Origin of the sequence: Halorubrum sp. Atlit-28R, assembly GCF_003665955.1 — an archaeon.
GTDB lineage: Archaea > Halobacteriota > Halobacteria > Halobacteriales > Haloferacaceae > Halorubrum > Halorubrum tropicale.
The window spans coordinates 128,145-141,919 of the sequence record NZ_QPLS01000001.1 but is presented as its reverse complement, the minus strand read 5'-3'; the positions used below and the strand labels follow the sequence as shown (position 1 = coordinate 141,919).

19 protein-coding genes are annotated in these 13,775 nt (G+C 71.6%); 10 read left to right on the top strand and 9 right to left on the bottom strand.

Annotated features, from left to right (window positions below; genetic code table 11):
• Positions 1 to 73: 73 nt before the first annotated feature.
• Positions 74 to 472 (bottom strand): hypothetical protein, encoded by a 399-nt coding sequence (locus DVK06_RS00790; protein ID WP_121598955.1) that lies wholly within the window; start codon positions 470 to 472, stop codon positions 74 to 76.
• A 154-nt stretch (positions 473 to 626) separates the two neighbouring features.
• On the opposite strand from DVK06_RS00790, the gene DVK06_RS00785 reads away from it, so the two are divergent.
• From DVK06_RS00785 to DVK06_RS00775, 3 genes are all read left to right on the top strand, one after another.
• A complete protein-coding gene (locus DVK06_RS00785) occupies positions 627 to 830 on the top strand; it encodes a hypothetical protein (RefSeq protein ID WP_053772137.1) in 204 nt (67 codons plus the stop codon).
• Positions 831 to 921: 91 nt separating this feature from the next.
• Positions 922 to 2,094, top strand: a complete 1,173-nt coding sequence (locus DVK06_RS00780; protein WP_053772136.1) for a Cdc6/Cdc18 family protein — start codon at positions 922 to 924, stop codon at positions 2,092 to 2,094.
• Positions 2,095 to 2,225: 131 nt separating this feature from the next.
• Complete coding sequence (locus tag DVK06_RS00775; RefSeq protein WP_121598954.1) at positions 2,226 to 2,906, top strand: HAD-IIB family hydrolase; 681 nt, start codon at positions 2,226 to 2,228, stop codon at positions 2,904 to 2,906.
• Positions 2,907 to 2,911: 5 nt separating this feature from the next.
• Here the strand turns inward: DVK06_RS00775 and DVK06_RS00770 are convergent, their stop codons facing one another.
• Positions 2,912 to 3,622, bottom strand: a complete 711-nt coding sequence (locus DVK06_RS00770) for a hypothetical protein (protein ID WP_121598953.1) — start codon at positions 3,620 to 3,622, stop codon at positions 2,912 to 2,914.
• A gap of 109 nt (positions 3,623 to 3,731) precedes the next feature.
• Positions 3,732 to 4,016, bottom strand: coding sequence for a ribonuclease P protein component 4 (locus tag DVK06_RS00765; RefSeq protein WP_121598952.1), 285 nt, complete (start codon positions 4,014 to 4,016; stop codon positions 3,732 to 3,734).
• A 149-nt stretch (positions 4,017 to 4,165) separates the two neighbouring features.
• Here DVK06_RS00765 and DVK06_RS00760 point away from each other — a divergent pair, with 149 nt between their 5' ends.
• The 5 genes from DVK06_RS00760 (at position 4,166) to DVK06_RS00740 (ending at position 7,336) form a co-directional block, all read left to right on the top strand.
• The gene (locus DVK06_RS00760; protein WP_199236359.1) at positions 4,166 to 4,360 is read left to right on the top strand and encodes a methytransferase partner Trm112; all 195 of its coding nucleotides are present in this window, start codon (positions 4,166 to 4,168) and stop codon (positions 4,358 to 4,360) included.
• Between the two features lie 102 nt (positions 4,361 to 4,462).
• Positions 4,463 to 5,044, top strand: a complete 582-nt coding sequence (locus DVK06_RS00755; protein WP_173228113.1) for a hypothetical protein — start codon at positions 4,463 to 4,465, stop codon at positions 5,042 to 5,044.
• Positions 5,045 to 5,144: 100 nt separating this feature from the next.
• A complete protein-coding gene (locus DVK06_RS00750) occupies positions 5,145 to 5,333 on the top strand; it encodes a hypothetical protein (RefSeq protein ID WP_017342881.1) in 189 nt (62 codons plus the stop codon).
• 21 nt (positions 5,334 to 5,354) lie between these two features.
• The gene (locus DVK06_RS00745) at positions 5,355 to 5,798 is read left to right on the top strand and encodes an RNA-binding protein (protein ID WP_121598950.1); all 444 of its coding nucleotides are present in this window, start codon (positions 5,355 to 5,357) and stop codon (positions 5,796 to 5,798) included.
• Between the two features lie 92 nt (positions 5,799 to 5,890).
• Positions 5,891 to 7,336 (top strand): FAD-dependent oxidoreductase, encoded by a 1,446-nt coding sequence (locus tag DVK06_RS00740; protein ID WP_121598949.1) that lies wholly within the window; start codon positions 5,891 to 5,893, stop codon positions 7,334 to 7,336.
• A gap of 19 nt (positions 7,337 to 7,355) precedes the next feature.
• Here the strand turns inward: DVK06_RS00740 and DVK06_RS00735 are convergent, their stop codons facing one another.
• The 4 genes from DVK06_RS00735 to DVK06_RS00720 all read right to left on the bottom strand — a co-directional run bounded on the left by DVK06_RS00735 (position 7,356) and on the right by DVK06_RS00720 (position 10,122).
• Positions 7,356 to 7,814, bottom strand: coding sequence for a hypothetical protein (locus DVK06_RS00735; RefSeq protein ID WP_053772130.1), 459 nt, complete (start codon positions 7,812 to 7,814; stop codon positions 7,356 to 7,358).
• Entirely contained in the window at positions 7,811 to 8,305 is a 495-nt protein-coding gene (locus tag DVK06_RS00730; RefSeq protein ID WP_053772129.1) for a phosphopantetheine adenylyltransferase, read from the bottom strand. Before DVK06_RS00730 ends, DVK06_RS00735 begins: the two co-directional genes overlap by 4 nt.
• A 53-nt stretch (positions 8,306 to 8,358) precedes the next feature.
• On the bottom strand, positions 8,359 to 8,928 hold the full coding sequence (locus tag DVK06_RS00725; protein ID WP_121598948.1) for a winged helix-turn-helix domain-containing protein: 570 nt from the start codon (positions 8,926 to 8,928) through the stop codon (positions 8,359 to 8,361).
• 114 nt (positions 8,929 to 9,042) lie between these two features.
• Positions 9,043 to 10,122: a glutamate--cysteine ligase gene (locus tag DVK06_RS00720; protein ID WP_053772127.1), complete on the bottom strand. Its 1,080-nt coding sequence runs from the start codon at positions 10,120 to 10,122 to the stop codon at positions 9,043 to 9,045.
• Positions 10,123 to 10,264: 142 nt separating this feature from the next.
• Here DVK06_RS00720 and DVK06_RS00715 point away from each other — a divergent pair, with 142 nt between their 5' ends.
• Positions 10,265 to 10,702, top strand: coding sequence for a hypothetical protein (locus DVK06_RS00715; protein WP_121598947.1), 438 nt, complete (start codon positions 10,265 to 10,267; stop codon positions 10,700 to 10,702).
• 192 nt (positions 10,703 to 10,894) lie between these two features.
• Here the strand turns inward: DVK06_RS00715 and DVK06_RS00710 are convergent, their stop codons facing one another.
• Complete coding sequence (locus tag DVK06_RS00710) at positions 10,895 to 11,449, bottom strand: DoxX family protein (protein ID WP_121598946.1); 555 nt, start codon at positions 11,447 to 11,449, stop codon at positions 10,895 to 10,897.
• Positions 11,450 to 11,603: 154 nt separating this feature from the next.
• The gene (gene nth, locus DVK06_RS00705) at positions 11,604 to 12,287 is read right to left on the bottom strand and encodes an endonuclease III (protein WP_121598945.1); all 684 of its coding nucleotides are present in this window, start codon (positions 12,285 to 12,287) and stop codon (positions 11,604 to 11,606) included.
• Between the two features lie 130 nt (positions 12,288 to 12,417).
• On the opposite strand from nth, the gene DVK06_RS00700 reads away from it, so the two are divergent.
• The gene (locus DVK06_RS00700) at positions 12,418 to 13,701 is read left to right on the top strand and encodes a tRNA pseudouridine(54/55) synthase Pus10 (protein WP_121598944.1); all 1,284 of its coding nucleotides are present in this window, start codon (positions 12,418 to 12,420) and stop codon (positions 13,699 to 13,701) included.
• The last annotated feature ends 74 nt before the right edge of the window (positions 13,702 to 13,775 follow it).

Here is a 13,775-nt window from a genome sequence, read left to right as displayed (position 1 = left end):
TCGCTCACCCGCGGTCGCTCGGAACCGGTCGACGAGCGGCACGCACGATACCACGGCCGAGCGCGCACGTCACTCAGTCGGGGAGCAGCACCGAGAGCCCGAGGAACCCGACGACGCCGACGGCCGCCGCGGCGACGGCGATCGGGACGACCTCGACGCCGAGGGAACGGCCCACGAGCGCGGTCGCGCCGGCCGCGGCGAGCGCGACGCCGGTCGCGCCGTGGTGGAAGCTCCCCGCGGAGGGCTGGTCGGCGATCGTCACCGCGTCGTCGTCGACGAAGGCGCGGACGCCCGCCCAGACGGACGCGAAGCGGACGCCGATCCCGAACGCGGCCGCGGCGATCGAGACGAACTCGATGTCGCCGATCGCGAGCATCCCGGCCCCGAACGCGGCTGCCGTCGACAGGACCGCGACGATCTTGCTCCTGTCGTCGACCGTGTGCAGCGTCTCGACGGCCGCCTCGTTCGACATACCCGTCGTAGTTCGCCCGACGGTCGTATAGGTTTCCATCGCCCCGACTTCGACCGTCGCCCGCGGAGGACCGCGGCGCCGCCCGCCCGCCCGACGGGACGCGGTCGCGAGCCGAACGCGGGGCGTTTAACTGCCCCGGCCGAGACGACGTGGTATGCTAGACCGGATCGGGCTGGACCGGCGGGACCGACGGAACCTCCTCGTCGTGATGGGAGCCGTGGCAGTCGTGACGGCGCTCGTCTCCGAGGGGACGCCCGCGGTCCGGCTGGCGGTCGGCGCGATCGCCGGCGTCATCAGCGGGGTCGTCTTCGTCGTCTCGACGGTCGTCATCAACCGGTACAAGCCCGCCCACTGGTAGGCGGCTCAGGCGAGCGAAGCGGTCCGCCCCGAGGGCCGTCGTCCGGTCCCGATTCGGGGCCGTTTTGTTCGACTATCCCGGAGGGTCGACCGTGAACATCGACGACCGGATCGAGCGGCGGCTCGGCTACGACGCCGGCATGAGCGTCCTCGCCGACTTCGAAGCCGTGTCTCCGGTCAGACACGTCGACTCGCCGGTCGGCCGCGGGCCGGCCATAGAGCGGCTCCTCGACGTGTTCGAACCCGCCTTCTCCGGGTCGCTCCCGCCGAGCGTCTACGTGTACGGACCGAAGGGGAGCGGCAAGTCGGCGGTCGTCTCCGCGCTGTTCGACCGGCTCGCGAGCCACAGCGGCCCGCGCCGGGCGATCCAGACGACTACGCGGGCGGTCGAGCCGACGATTCCCGGGTTCGTGTACGTCGACGCGCGGAACGCCTCGACCCGGTTCCGACTGTACCACGCGATGCTGGCCGCGATGAGCGACGAACACGTCCCCGACCACGGGATCGGTACCGAGGACCTGGCCGACTCGCTGCGCGACGCGATGCGCACCGGGCCCGACCTGGTCGTCGCGGTCGACCACACGAACGAGGCCGAGACGCCGACCGCGGCGACGCTCGTCGACTGGCTCACCGACGTGGGCGAGCAGCTCACGCCGGCCTGTATCGGCCGCGACCCGCCGGACGCGGTCGACTGGGAGCCGGAGACCACCGTCGAGTTCGCGAAGTACCGCCGGCACGTGCTCGTCGAGCTGCTGACGAGCCGGTGTTCGACCGGGCTCGGCCGCGACGCGCTCAGCCACGACCAGATCCGCGAGATAGTCGAGTGGGCCGCGGGCGACGCCCACGACGCGCTCGCCGCCGTGATGGGCGCGGCGGTCAACGCGGAGCGGGCCGGCGCGTCCACGGTCAGAGCGGGCGACGTCGACGCCGGCACCGACGGGGTCCCGCGCCCCTGCGTGGCGCTGGGTCGCGTCCTCGCGCTGCCCGAGAGCCGCCAGCGGCTCCTCTACGCGCTCGCCGGGCTCACGGAGGAGGAGCGGTCGACCGTGGGGATGGCGACGGAGGCCATCGCGGGGCGCCCCGGGGTCGACCTGTCGGCGTCGACGGTGCGGCGCGTCCTCTACGAGCTGGCCGACGCCGGCCTGCTCGAACGGGTCACCGTCCACCGGAGTGACGGCAAGGGCCGGCCGCCGAGCCGGCTCGTGCCGCTGTTCCCGACGGTCGTCTTCCGCGAGCTGTTCGACCGCCCCGTCCGGACCGGGTAGCGCCGCGCGACCCCTCGACCGCGCTCCGCGCTCGCCTCGGGCGGGCGCCCCGCGTGCGGACGGCGCGCGGCCGACCCGACCGCGCTTCGTTCGAACGGAAGACAGTTGTCGCCGAGCCGCCGACTCGGGGTATGGTCCCGCCACTCGCGCTCGACATCGACGGCACGCTGACGACGCCGGACCACCGGATCGACCCGCGGGCCTTCGAACTGCTGCCCGACTGGGACGCCCCGATAGTCTTCGCCACCGGGAAGGCGTTCCCGTACCCGGTCGCGCTCGCGCACTTCCTCGGCCGGGAGGAGACGGTGATCGCGGAGAACGGCGGCGTCGCGTACGTCGACGGCGAGACGACGGTCGTCGGCGACCCGGACGCGGCGCGGGCCGTCGTCGAGGCGTTCCGCGAGCGCGGCGGCGAGGTCGGGTGGGGGGACGGCGACACGGTGAACCGCTGGCGCGAGACGGAGGTGGCGTGCTCGCCCGACGCCGACGAGGCGCTCCTGCGGGAGGTCGCCGCGGCCGTCGACGACGTGGAGGTCGTCGACACCGGCTACGCCTATCACGTGAAGTCGACGGGCGTGAGCAAGGGGCGGGCGCTCGGCGTCGTCACCGACGCGCTCGGGCTCGCCGCCGACGAGTTCGTCGCGGTCGGCGACAGCGAGAACGACGTCTCGACGTTCGAGGTCGCCGGCGAGTCGTACGCCGTCGCCAACGCGGACGACGCGGCCCGCGAGGCCGCCGACGAGGTGGTCTCGGAGGGGTTCATGGACGGGACGGCCTCGGTGCTCGACCGGCTGCGCGAGCGGGAGGCCTGAGTCGATCAGAGCAGGTTGACGACGACCACTCTGAGGTACCCCAGTTCGACGAAACCGGCGTACAGTGCGGCTATTACCCATCGTCCGAGCCGCGCCGCCGTGACGACGCCGTACATCTCGAGATAGGGCGCGACGAGCGAGAGGGCGCCGAGGGTCGCCCCGCTGGCGACGGACGCTCCGAGGACGCGGTCGGCCGCGGTCGTCCCGATGATACGATTCGCACCGACCACGAACGCGAGGAAGAGGGCGGTGGGGATCAGCGTGACGAACGAGACGATGCCGCCGGTGTCGAAGTATATGGCCTGGACCGAGCCCTGTCCCGTCTTGAGCACGTAGCGCTCGTCGCCTTCTTCGACGATCACGTGCGACTCTGACGGCGACAGGTACGCTCCGTAGGCGAACTCGTCCGGGAGCTCGTCCTCGTAGTACCCGTCACAGACGAGCATGAACTCCGCACAGACGTCGGGGCTGTACGAGCCTCCAGCACTTCTGGTCCGATCAAACAGGTCCTGTGCTGCCGGCGAGAGCTCGTCGTACTGGTAGACGGGGATCTCGCCGTCTCCTTCCCATTCGGACTCCAGCGTATGTGAGAACTGATCGAGGTTTGGGTCCACGTACGGGGAGGAAAACGTCCCCGGATAAAACAGGAGCACGACCAGCAGTACGGCGGTCACGATGCCGAGGATCTGGAGAGTACGGCCGGACGGCGACACCATTCTTGTCTCTCAACTCCGTCGGAGCGGTAAGTGCCTTTGGTGGTGAGCGGGATACCGCGGATGTCGACCTCGCGAAGTCAACCGAGAGACGCGCTCGACCTACGTCCCACTAGCTGTCGCCATACGGGTACCGCGCCGTCGCCCCGCACTCGGTACACCGGACGACCACGCGCCCGGGTCGCGTCCGGACGCGGCTCGTCTTCCCGGGGCGGAGGTAGACGGCGCAGTCGTCGCAGGCGCGCCTAGAGAGTTCGCTGGGAACGCCGCAGCGGTTCCGCTCGGCGATCCGGCGGGCGCGGGCGACGTACTCGCGGGCGCGGTCGTACTCGTCGTCGACGACCGCCTCGCGGGCGAGGGCGAACAGCCGCTCGATACGCTCCGCCGGGATGCCCATGTCACGGAGGGCGGCGCGCGGCGGCAAAGAGGTTGTTATCCGGAGCGACCGCGGCGCCGCGGCGCCGCGACGCCCCGGTCGGCCGGTCCGAGACGGCGCGACGGTCGCGACCCGCACGCTTTTTTATCGGTCCACCCCAACCGAGCGGTATGAAGGAATCCCTGATGGACGTGATCTGCTGTCCGCTCGACAAGGCGACCCTCGAACTCGACGCCGACGAGGCGGACGACGAGGAGGTGCTCGCGGGGACGCTCACCTGTACGGAGTGCGGCGAGACGTACCCCATCGAGGACGGGATCCCGAACCTCCTGCCGCCGGACATGCGCGAAGAGGCGGCGGCGTAGCGGACCCGACCGTCCGCCCGCGCTCCGGCGATCGGCCGCCGCGTCTCCGGGAACATCTCGGTCGTGTGAATCTTTTTTTAGTGCGGGGTCGTGGTCCCACTCGTGCCGACACTCGACGTCGAACTGAACGGGGAGGCGGTCCACGACATCGACGCGCCGGACTCGTTCGTCACCGACGGACCGTTCCCGGTCGTGCTCGAGAACAGCGGGCGCTCGACGCACGTCCACCTCCACTTCGACGACGACCTCGACCGGGCGGCCGCGCTCGACGACGGCAACCACTTCGTCGCCGACGAGGCCACCCGCCGCGTCCACGTCTCGACGGCCGACGTCGACGAACCGGTCCGCGGCAAACTGAAGATCGTCACCGGCTACGGCTCGAACACGGCGTACGTCGACGTTCGGATCGACCCGTCGCCCGAGACCCCGAGCGAGTCGGTCGCGGTCGACGAGACCTTCTCGGCGCCCCCGGAGCGGCCCCCGGAGATTCCGCCCGGGCAGCGCGCGGTGAACGCGCTCGACCGCCTCGTCAGGAGCGGCGGGGTCGCGGGCGCGGTCTTCGGGCTCGTCGCGGTCGGCGCCGCGGTCGCGGTCGCGGTCGCCGTCGACAGCGCCCTCGTCTGGCTCGCGGTCGGGCTCGCGCTGATGATCGCGTTCGGCGCGGCGCTGCTCGCCGTGACGTGAGGCGACGGGGAGCGGTTCCCCGAGACCGCCGCCGCCGACTCGCACCTCCGTCTCGGTCGGGATCCGCGCGCTTTTAACCGTCCCGGCGGAACGAATCGCCATGAGCTTCGAGAAGGAGGACGAGGTCGTGCTCCACGACAAACACAGCGAGTACGACGGCGAGACGGGGAAGATCACGCAGGTGATGGAGACGATGTTCGGCGACGCGACGTACACGGTCAGCTTCGAGGACGGCCAGGAGACGGGCGTCCCGGAGGACGCGCTCGACGCCGTCGAGAGCGAGGAGTAACGCCGCCTCCACCCGTACCGCATGCCGAAAGTCCCCTTCCATTACGTCGACCTCCGCGCGTTCTCGTACGCCACGGAGGACGTCAAACGCGTCGAGCAGGCGCTCCGCTCGCTCCTGCCCGAGGACGTCGAACTCGACCGCGTCGAGAACGCGGGCCACCACGGGGACCGGATCGTCGTGCTCTCGGCCCGGGTCGAGCGGGCCGACGAGATGCGCCACGTCCTCGACCGGCTCTCCGAGCTGGAGGACCTCGACCGCGTCCTCGACGAGCTCGACGAGCGGGTCGACGACAACTGCGCGCTGTTCCTCCGCGTCGACAAGCAGGCGGCGTTCCGCGGCGACGTCAGGCTCGGCCCGGGGGTCACCGTCCGGACGAAGGTCGAAGCGTACCCGGCGAAAAAGGAGAAGGCGGTCGCGAACGCCCGCGAGACCCTCTCGCGGCTGGCGGACGACGACGGCGACTGACCGCTCCGCACCCCGCGCCCGCACCCATCCGGTCGCGTGCCCGGCCCGCACCCGCGGCGTGACTTTTTCACCTGCCCCGTCGATATCCGGCCATGAGCGATCCGTTCGTGGTCGTCGGGGCCGACGCGGCGGGGTTGAGTGCGGCCAGTAAGTTCCGACGCGAGGCGCCCGACCGCGAGGTCGTCGTCTTCGAGAAGGGCCGGTGGATATCGTACGCCTACTGCGGGATGCCGTACTTCATCGCGGGCTACGTCGACCGCATGTCGGACCTCCTGTCGCTGTCGCCGAGCGAGGTCGACGAGCGGGGGATCGACCTCCGGCGAGGCCGCGAGGTCGTCGCCGTCGACCCGGACGCGAAGCGCGTGACGGTCGAGACGTCCGATGGCGACCGCTTCGAGCGGGCGTACGGCGACCTGCTCGTCGCCACCGGCGCGCGCGCGACCACCGGTCCCTTCGACGTACGCGGCGTCGACGGCGCGTTCACGTTACACAACATGGACGCGGCCGCCGCCATCGACGCCTACGTCTCCGAGCCGGACGCCTACGACGCGGCCCGCGCAGACGTGAGCGCCGTCGACCGCGAGCGCGTCGACCGCAACGCCGCGATGCCGGCCCCCGAGACCGCCGCGGTCGTCGGCGGCGGGTACGTCGGCGTCGAGGTCGCCGAGGCCCTCACCGAGCGCGGGCTGGACGTCCACGTGTTCCACCGCTCGGGCCACCTCCTCTCGCCGTTCGGGGAGACCGTCGGGAACCGCGTCGAGGCGGCGCTCGAAGCCGAGGGCGTGACCGTCCACACCGACGCCCCGGTCGACGCGCTCGTCGGCGACGGCCGGATCGAGGCGATCGAGGTCGGACGCGGCGGCGGCGAGGCCTCCGAGCGAGTCCCCGTCGACATGGCGGTCGTCGGCGTCGGGATCCGGCCGAACACCGACCTGCTCGCCGGCACCGGGGTCGACCTCGGGCCCGGCGAAGCGGTCCGCGTCGACGATCACGGCCGCACCAGCCTTCCGGACGTGTACGCCGCGGGCGACTGCGCGACCGCGCGCCACGCGGTGACCGGCGAGCCGGACTGGGTCCCGCTCGGCCTCACCGCGAACCGCGCCGGGCGCGCGATCGGGGCGACGGTCGCCGGCGACCCGACGCCGGTCGGCGACATCGCGGGTACGGCGGCGGTGAAGGCGTTCGACGCCGAGGCCGCTCGCGTCGGAATCTTGGACCGCGACGAGGCCGAGGCCGCCGGGTTCGACCCGGTGAGCGAGACGGTGACCGCGGGGTCGCGCTCCGGCTACTATCCCGGCGCGGCCGAGACGGACGTGACGCTCGTCGCCGACCGCGACACGGGACGGCTGCTCGGCGGGAGCATCGTCGGTACCGACCGCGCGGCGGTCCGGATCGACACGCTCGCGACCGCCATCGAGGCGGACATGACGGTCCCGGAGATCGAGCGGCTCGACCTCGCGTACGCGCCGCCGTTCAGCCCGGTGTGGGACCCGATACTCGTCGCCGCGAAGGTGTTGAACGGGACGCTCGACGACTGAGACGGGGGGATTCCGTCCCCTACCGCGACGCGGCGATGCGCGAGAAGACGTACCCGACGACCGTCGACGCGGCGCCGACCGCGACCGCGACCGCGACGGCGAGCGCGAGCGGGGCGGTGAACGCGGCGGCGGCCGGGCCGCCGGCGGTGAACGGGAGGACGTACGGCTCCGGGCCGAGTCCCCGGAGGAACGTCCCCGCGAACGGGCCGTACGTCAGCAGGATCGCCGGGAACGCGCCGCCCCCGGTCGCCGCGAACGCGACCGCGGCGACCGCCGTCACCGCGGCCAGGGCCCCGACGACCGCCGGGTCGCCGACGCCGACCGCGGCCGTCGCGTCGAAGGCCGCGTACGACAGCGCGAAGCCGACCGCGCTCCACACCGTCGCCCGCTCGAAGCCGGTCTCGCCGAGGGCGATCCGGCGCAGCGCCGCGCGTCGGGACGCGGCCGCGTCCGCCTCGCTCGCGTCGCTGTCGGTCATTCCGGACGCGTCGCGCCCCGCCCCTCTCGGTCGGGGGTGAGGTTGCCGTGTTCGTCGATCTCGCCCGCGACGACCCGCGTCGAGGAGATGCGCTCGCCGTCCTCCGCCGCCACGTGATCGACGACGACCAGGTCGAGCGGGTCGCGGCCGTGCTCGGCGCGGATCTCGTTGATCCGCTCGCCGCCCGCCTTCGTCTCGGGGGAGACGATCAACGCGTCGAACTCCGGTTCGACCGCGATGCCGGTCGGCTCCGTCAGCTCGCGGATCTCGTAGTCGCGGCCGTGCGCCTCGGCGCGCGGGGCCAGCTCCGCTTCGAGGTCGCGCTCGCGCCGGTCGTAGGGGCGGACGTACCGCTCGACGTGTCGGGTCTCGGGCGCCAGCTCGTCGGAGGTGAGCCCGACGGTGACGTCACCCAGCTCGAACGCCCGTTCGAACAGCTTGCGGTGGCCGTCGTGAACGGGATCGAACGTACCCCCCAGCGCGACGTTCATGCCTCTCCGTTACGCGGGTCGAACTTAAATGGTCCCGAACTGCCGTCGGCGGCTCAGTTCGACGGCTCGTCGCCGCCGTCGTCCGCGTCCGCTTCGCCGTCGCCGACGGGCTCGCCGTCGCCGTCCACGGATATCTGGACGGGCTCGGTGTCGCCGTCGGGCGACTCGCCGCCGAGCCGCCGGTCGAGGTTGAAGACGGCGTTCAGCTCCGCCTGGACGTCGCCGACGACCCCGCGGACGAGGTCGCTCGGCGCGATGGCCTCGTACTCGTAGGGGTTGTTGCCCGCGCCCTCGGCCTTCCGCTTGTCGCGCTCGACGGTGCCCTCGTCGTGGAGCTCGGCGAGCGCCTCGCGGACGGTGCTCGGGTACAGGCCGGTGCCGTCGGCGACCTCGTCGCTCGTGCTGTGCGGGTTGTCGCGGAGGTAGACGTAGATGCGCGCCCGCGTCTCGGTGTCGAGCAGCCACGCGAGCAGGTCGACCACGTTGTCGTCGAACCCCTTCACCGCCCTGTCGGCGCCCTCGCCGAGGCGCTCTTTCGTCTTCCGCAGCTCCTCCCGGGTCCGCTCCGTCGGAGACTCCTCCACGTCGTCTCCCGGTTCGGAGGGTGAATCGTTCGCGGTCATGACAGAGAGTGGGAGCTACGCGGGCAAAAGGGTTTCTCGTCGCTTTCGTTCCGACGGAACGCCGAGAACGCGCCTCGGGGCTTTCGGCCTCGGTGTCAGGGGTTGAGGACGGTGTCAGGGGGCGACGACGAGGTCCGCGCGCAGCGCGTCGGCGCCCGACTCCTCGCGGATCCGGCGCTGGCGCGCGGCGCCGCTCTCGGCCTCGTACACTTCCCGGATGCCGTCGATCCCGAGCCGGTCGCACTCGGCGTCGACCACCTCGCCCAGCGGGGTCGTCCCCTCGCCGTCGCGGTCGACGAACGCGGCGTCGTGTCCGTGCCGGATGGCGCGCCACTTGTTCTCGTCGAGCAGTTCCCTGCGCAGCGACGGGGGCGACTCGCCGTCCTCGTATCGCTCGGCGTAGTCGACGACCAGCGCCCGGACGTACTCGGCGAGCGCGAGGGTCACCTCGGGGTCGCGCTGGGCGTCCGGCGCCCGCACCTCGACCGTGCCGTGGCCGGTGTGGGGGCGCACGTCGAACCACAGCTCGCCGCGGTCCGCGATGGAGTCGGTCTCGACCATCCGGCGCTCGTACCGCCGGAACGCGTCGAAGTCGTCGAACGCCGACGGGATGCCGGTGTTCGGGAGGTTCTCGAACACCTTCGCGCGGGCCGAGGCCAGCCCGGTGTCGAATCCGTTCCAGAACGGGGAGTTCGCCGACAGCGCGAGCAGCACGGGACAGTGCCACCGCAGGCGGTTCGCGACCCAGACGGCCTTGTCCGCGTCGTCGACGCCGACGTGGACGTGGAGCCCCGCGGTCGTGTTCCGGTGTTGCGGGTACTGAATGCGGTCCAGTTGGGCCTGGTACCGGGGCTTCTTCACGTGGTCGAGCTCGCGCCACTTCGCCGCCGGGTGGAGGCCGGCGGCCGCGATCCGATACCCGTCGGCGGCGGCGTGGTCGACGAGCGCCTCGCGGACGGTCGCGAGCGCGTCCGCGGCGTCCGCGGGGTCCGCCATCGTCTCGGTCTGGGCCTCTATCGTGCACTCGAACAGCTCGTGGTCGAACCCCTCCGGCACCGCAGCCGGCGGGTCGCGACCGTACACGAGGTCGTCGGTCCCGGACGTCGGGCGGCCCTCGGCATCGACGATGTAGAACTCCTCCTCGATGCCGAGCGTCCCCATCCGGGAGAACGCGTCCCGCGAACCGAGTTCCATTACCGCCTCGTACCGGTCGCGCGCTCTTATAAGGATTGGAAGACGGAAGACGCGGCGGCGGTCCGGACGCGCGCTCAGAAGCGACCGCACAGTCCGGACGCGCCCCACAAGACACTTGCTGCGTCGAGCGCCGTTCACAGACATGAGCCGACGCCGGTTCGTCGCCGGACTCCTCTCCGCCGGCGCGGCCGCGCTGGCCGGCTGTGCCGGCGACCGCGACGGCGAGTGGGACCCGACGATCGACGGCGAAGAGCCGACGATCCCGCGCGGGGGCGAGGCGACCGTCACGGTCGAGGCCACCGACGTGGGCGGCTTCTCTTTTCGCCCCCCGCCGGACGGCATCACCCTCGGGCTGAGCGCCTCGGAGCGGGAGGTCACCCCGTCGCCGGACTCGGGGGCGGACTCCTATCCGCCACGGTGGTTCTGGTCCGGACGTACCAGCGTGACTGTCAGGGTCCCGATCGCTGTCGGCGAGTCCGCCGAGCCGGGCGAGTATCAGTACGGAGTAACCGTTTACCCGGACGCGGACTCCGAGCGAAGCGTCCGCGAATCCTTCCCGATCACCGTCGCCGACGGGTGATCCGGCGTCTCCCCCGGCCTCGTCGATCGGTGGCGGCATCGGCAGGGCCGGCCGTACCGCTCCCTGCGAACCGGTGTCGAAAAAGCGGCCCGACAGCACCCCGACTCGATCGAAAACGAGTCGGCGGCGCGCCGTCACGCGCCCGGTTCCCCCACCGCGCTCGACACCGTCCCGCGCTCGACACCGTCCCGCTCAGCCGAGGACGTAGCGGAGCTTCGGGAACCGCTCGACGAGCGCCTGCCCCCCGACCTCGATCCGCTCGATGTAGGCGTCCAGTCCGAGGACGCGACCCGCGCCGAACGCGGCGACGGTGAGGAACACCATCGCGTACACCAGCGTCGAGTCGAACAGCGCGAGCGCCTCGCCGCTCCACCCGCCGAGGTAGAACAGCAGCATCTGGATCGCGCCGCCGAGCGCGGCCAGGCGGACGAACGCGCCCGCGATGAGCGCCGCGCCGATGAGCACCTGCGTGACCGGAACGATCACGTTGACGACCTCCATGAGCGCCGGACTCGACGCCATCGCGGCGTACAGCCCGCTGACCGGGCTCGCCGGGTTGACGTTCGCGAGGTAGCCCGCGGCGTCGAACGGCCACTCGGAGACCTTCCCGAGGCCGGCGAACAGGATCATCCCGCCGATGGTCGCCCGGAGCAGGACGATGAACAGCGCCGACAGCGAGTGCGCCTTCCCCGACAGGGTGATGCCGCCGATCTCGCCGCCGAACTCGTTCGTGGTTTTGGTGGACATAGTGTCTCTCCTCGGTTACCGATACGCCGAATTCCCGTATAAATCGGCGAGCGCGTTCCCTCGCGGCGAGACGGATCCGTGGTGTCCCCCGCATCGGTGGGGTATTTAAATACCCGTGCCGAACGTTATCGGTCCCGGGCGCTCTCCGACCCGCTCACCACGCCTCGCCGCTCGCGAGATCCAGGTCGCCGTCGCCCTTCTCCGAGGGACAGACGTCGGCGAGCACGCAGTCGGCGCAGTCGGGGTTGATCGCGGTACACGTCGCGCGGCCGTGGTCGATCATGAGGTGCGTGAACTGCTGCCAGTCGCTCTCGGGGACCACGTCGAGCAGGTCCTGTTCGATCGCTTCCGGACGCTCCTCCTCGGTGATCCCCAGCCGCCGCGTGAGCCGCTGGACGTGGGTGTCGACGACGATGCCCTCGACGACGTCGTGGCCGTGTTGGAGGACGACGTTGGCGGTCTTGCGGCCCACCCCCGCGAGATCGGTCAGCTCCGACATCGTGTCCGGCACCTCGCCGCCGTGCTCCTCGGCGATGTCCGCGCACGCCGAGCGGATGTACTTCGCCTTGTTGTTGTAGTAGGTGATCGAGTTTATCGCCTCCGCGAGTTCCTCCTGGGGCGCGCTCGCGTACTCCTCGGGCGTCTCGTACGTCTCGAACAGGTCGGCGCACACCGAGTTCACGCGCTCGTCGGTACACTGGGCGGAGAGGATCACGGCGATGAGCAGCTCCAGCCGGTTCGAGTAGTTGAGCGAGATGGTCGAGTCCGGGTACTCCTCGTAGAGCCGGTCGAGGACTTCCGCGACCTGCTCCTCCCGCGGGTCGAGTGGCGTTCCCATACCGATCCCCTCCGCCCGGGCGACATTGAACGATCCGACTCCGCCCCCCGTTCGCGGGGGGAGGCGTCGCTCGGCCGCCCCGTCTCGACCGAGTAGTAAGACAGTTACCACCCGGCGCGCTGGTTGGCGTATGGACGTACTCGACGTCGCGGCGCGCGCGACCGAGACGGGGCCCGTGTGCGACGCCTGTCTCGGCCGGCTCGTCGCCGACCGGAGCTTCGGGCTGTCGAACGCCGACCGCGGCTCGGCGCTCCGGGTGTCGCTCGCGCTGCGCGACGACGAGGACCACGAGGCGGTCGACACCGCGGACTGCTGGGTGTGCGAGGGGCGCTGCGCGGAGTTCGACGACTGGGCCGCCCGCGCCGCCGAGGCGGTCGAGGGGATCGAGTTCGACACGTACAACGTGGGCACGCGCCCGCCGCCGCTGATCGAGGAGAACGAGGCCCTGCTCCGCGCCGACGCCGGCCTCGACGAGGACGCGGGCGAGCCGTTCAAGTCGGAGTTCAACCGCGAGGTCGGCAAGCGGGTCGGGCGGACCACGGGCGCCGAGGTCTCCTTTGACCGCCCGGACGTCCAGTTCACGATCGACCTGGCCGAGGACGCCATCGACGCGAAGGTCAACTCCACGTTCGTCTACGGCCGGTACCGGAAGCTAGAGCGCGACATCCCCCAGACCGAGTGGCCCTGCCGCGAGTGTAAGGGGTCCGGGCGACAGGGCGCCGACCCCTGCGACCACTGCGGCGGCTCCGGCTACCTCTACGACGACAGCGTCGAGGAGTACACCGCGCCGATCGTCGAGGACGTGATGGACGGGACCGAGGCGACGTTCCACGGCGCGGGCCGCGAGGACGTCGACGCCCTCATGCTCGGCACCGGCCGCCCGTTCGTGATCGAGGTCGAGGAGCCGCGCCGGCGCCGGGTCGACACCGACCGCCTCCAGTCGGACATCAACGCGTTCGCCGACGGCGCGGTCGAGGTCGAGGGCCTCCGGCTCGCGACCTACGAGATGGTCGAGCGCGTGAAGGAGCACGACGCCGGGAAGCGGTACCGCGCGCAGGTGGCGTTCGACGTCGACGTCGACGCCGACGCGCTCGCCGACGCGGTCGCGGAGCTGGAGGGAGCGACCGTCGAGCAGTACACGCCGAACCGCGTCGACCACCGCCGCGCGAGCATCACCCGCGAGCGCGACGTGTACGAGGCGACCGCCGAACTCGGCGGCCCGCGGCGCGCGACCGTCGAGATCGGCGGCGAGGGCGGGCTCTACATCAAGGAGCTGATCTCCGGCGACGAGGGACGCACCGAGCCGAGCCTCGCCGGCCTGCTCGGCGTCGGGGCCGAGGTGACGGCGCTCGACGTGCTCGCGGTGGAGGGTGAAGACGAGCCGTTCGAGGACGAGGCGTTCTTCCGGGAGTAGCGCGCCCGCATCCAGGGTCTCCTCGTCCCGGGTCCGGCCCCGCAGCGCACCGCCTCGGACCGCGACGGTCTCGG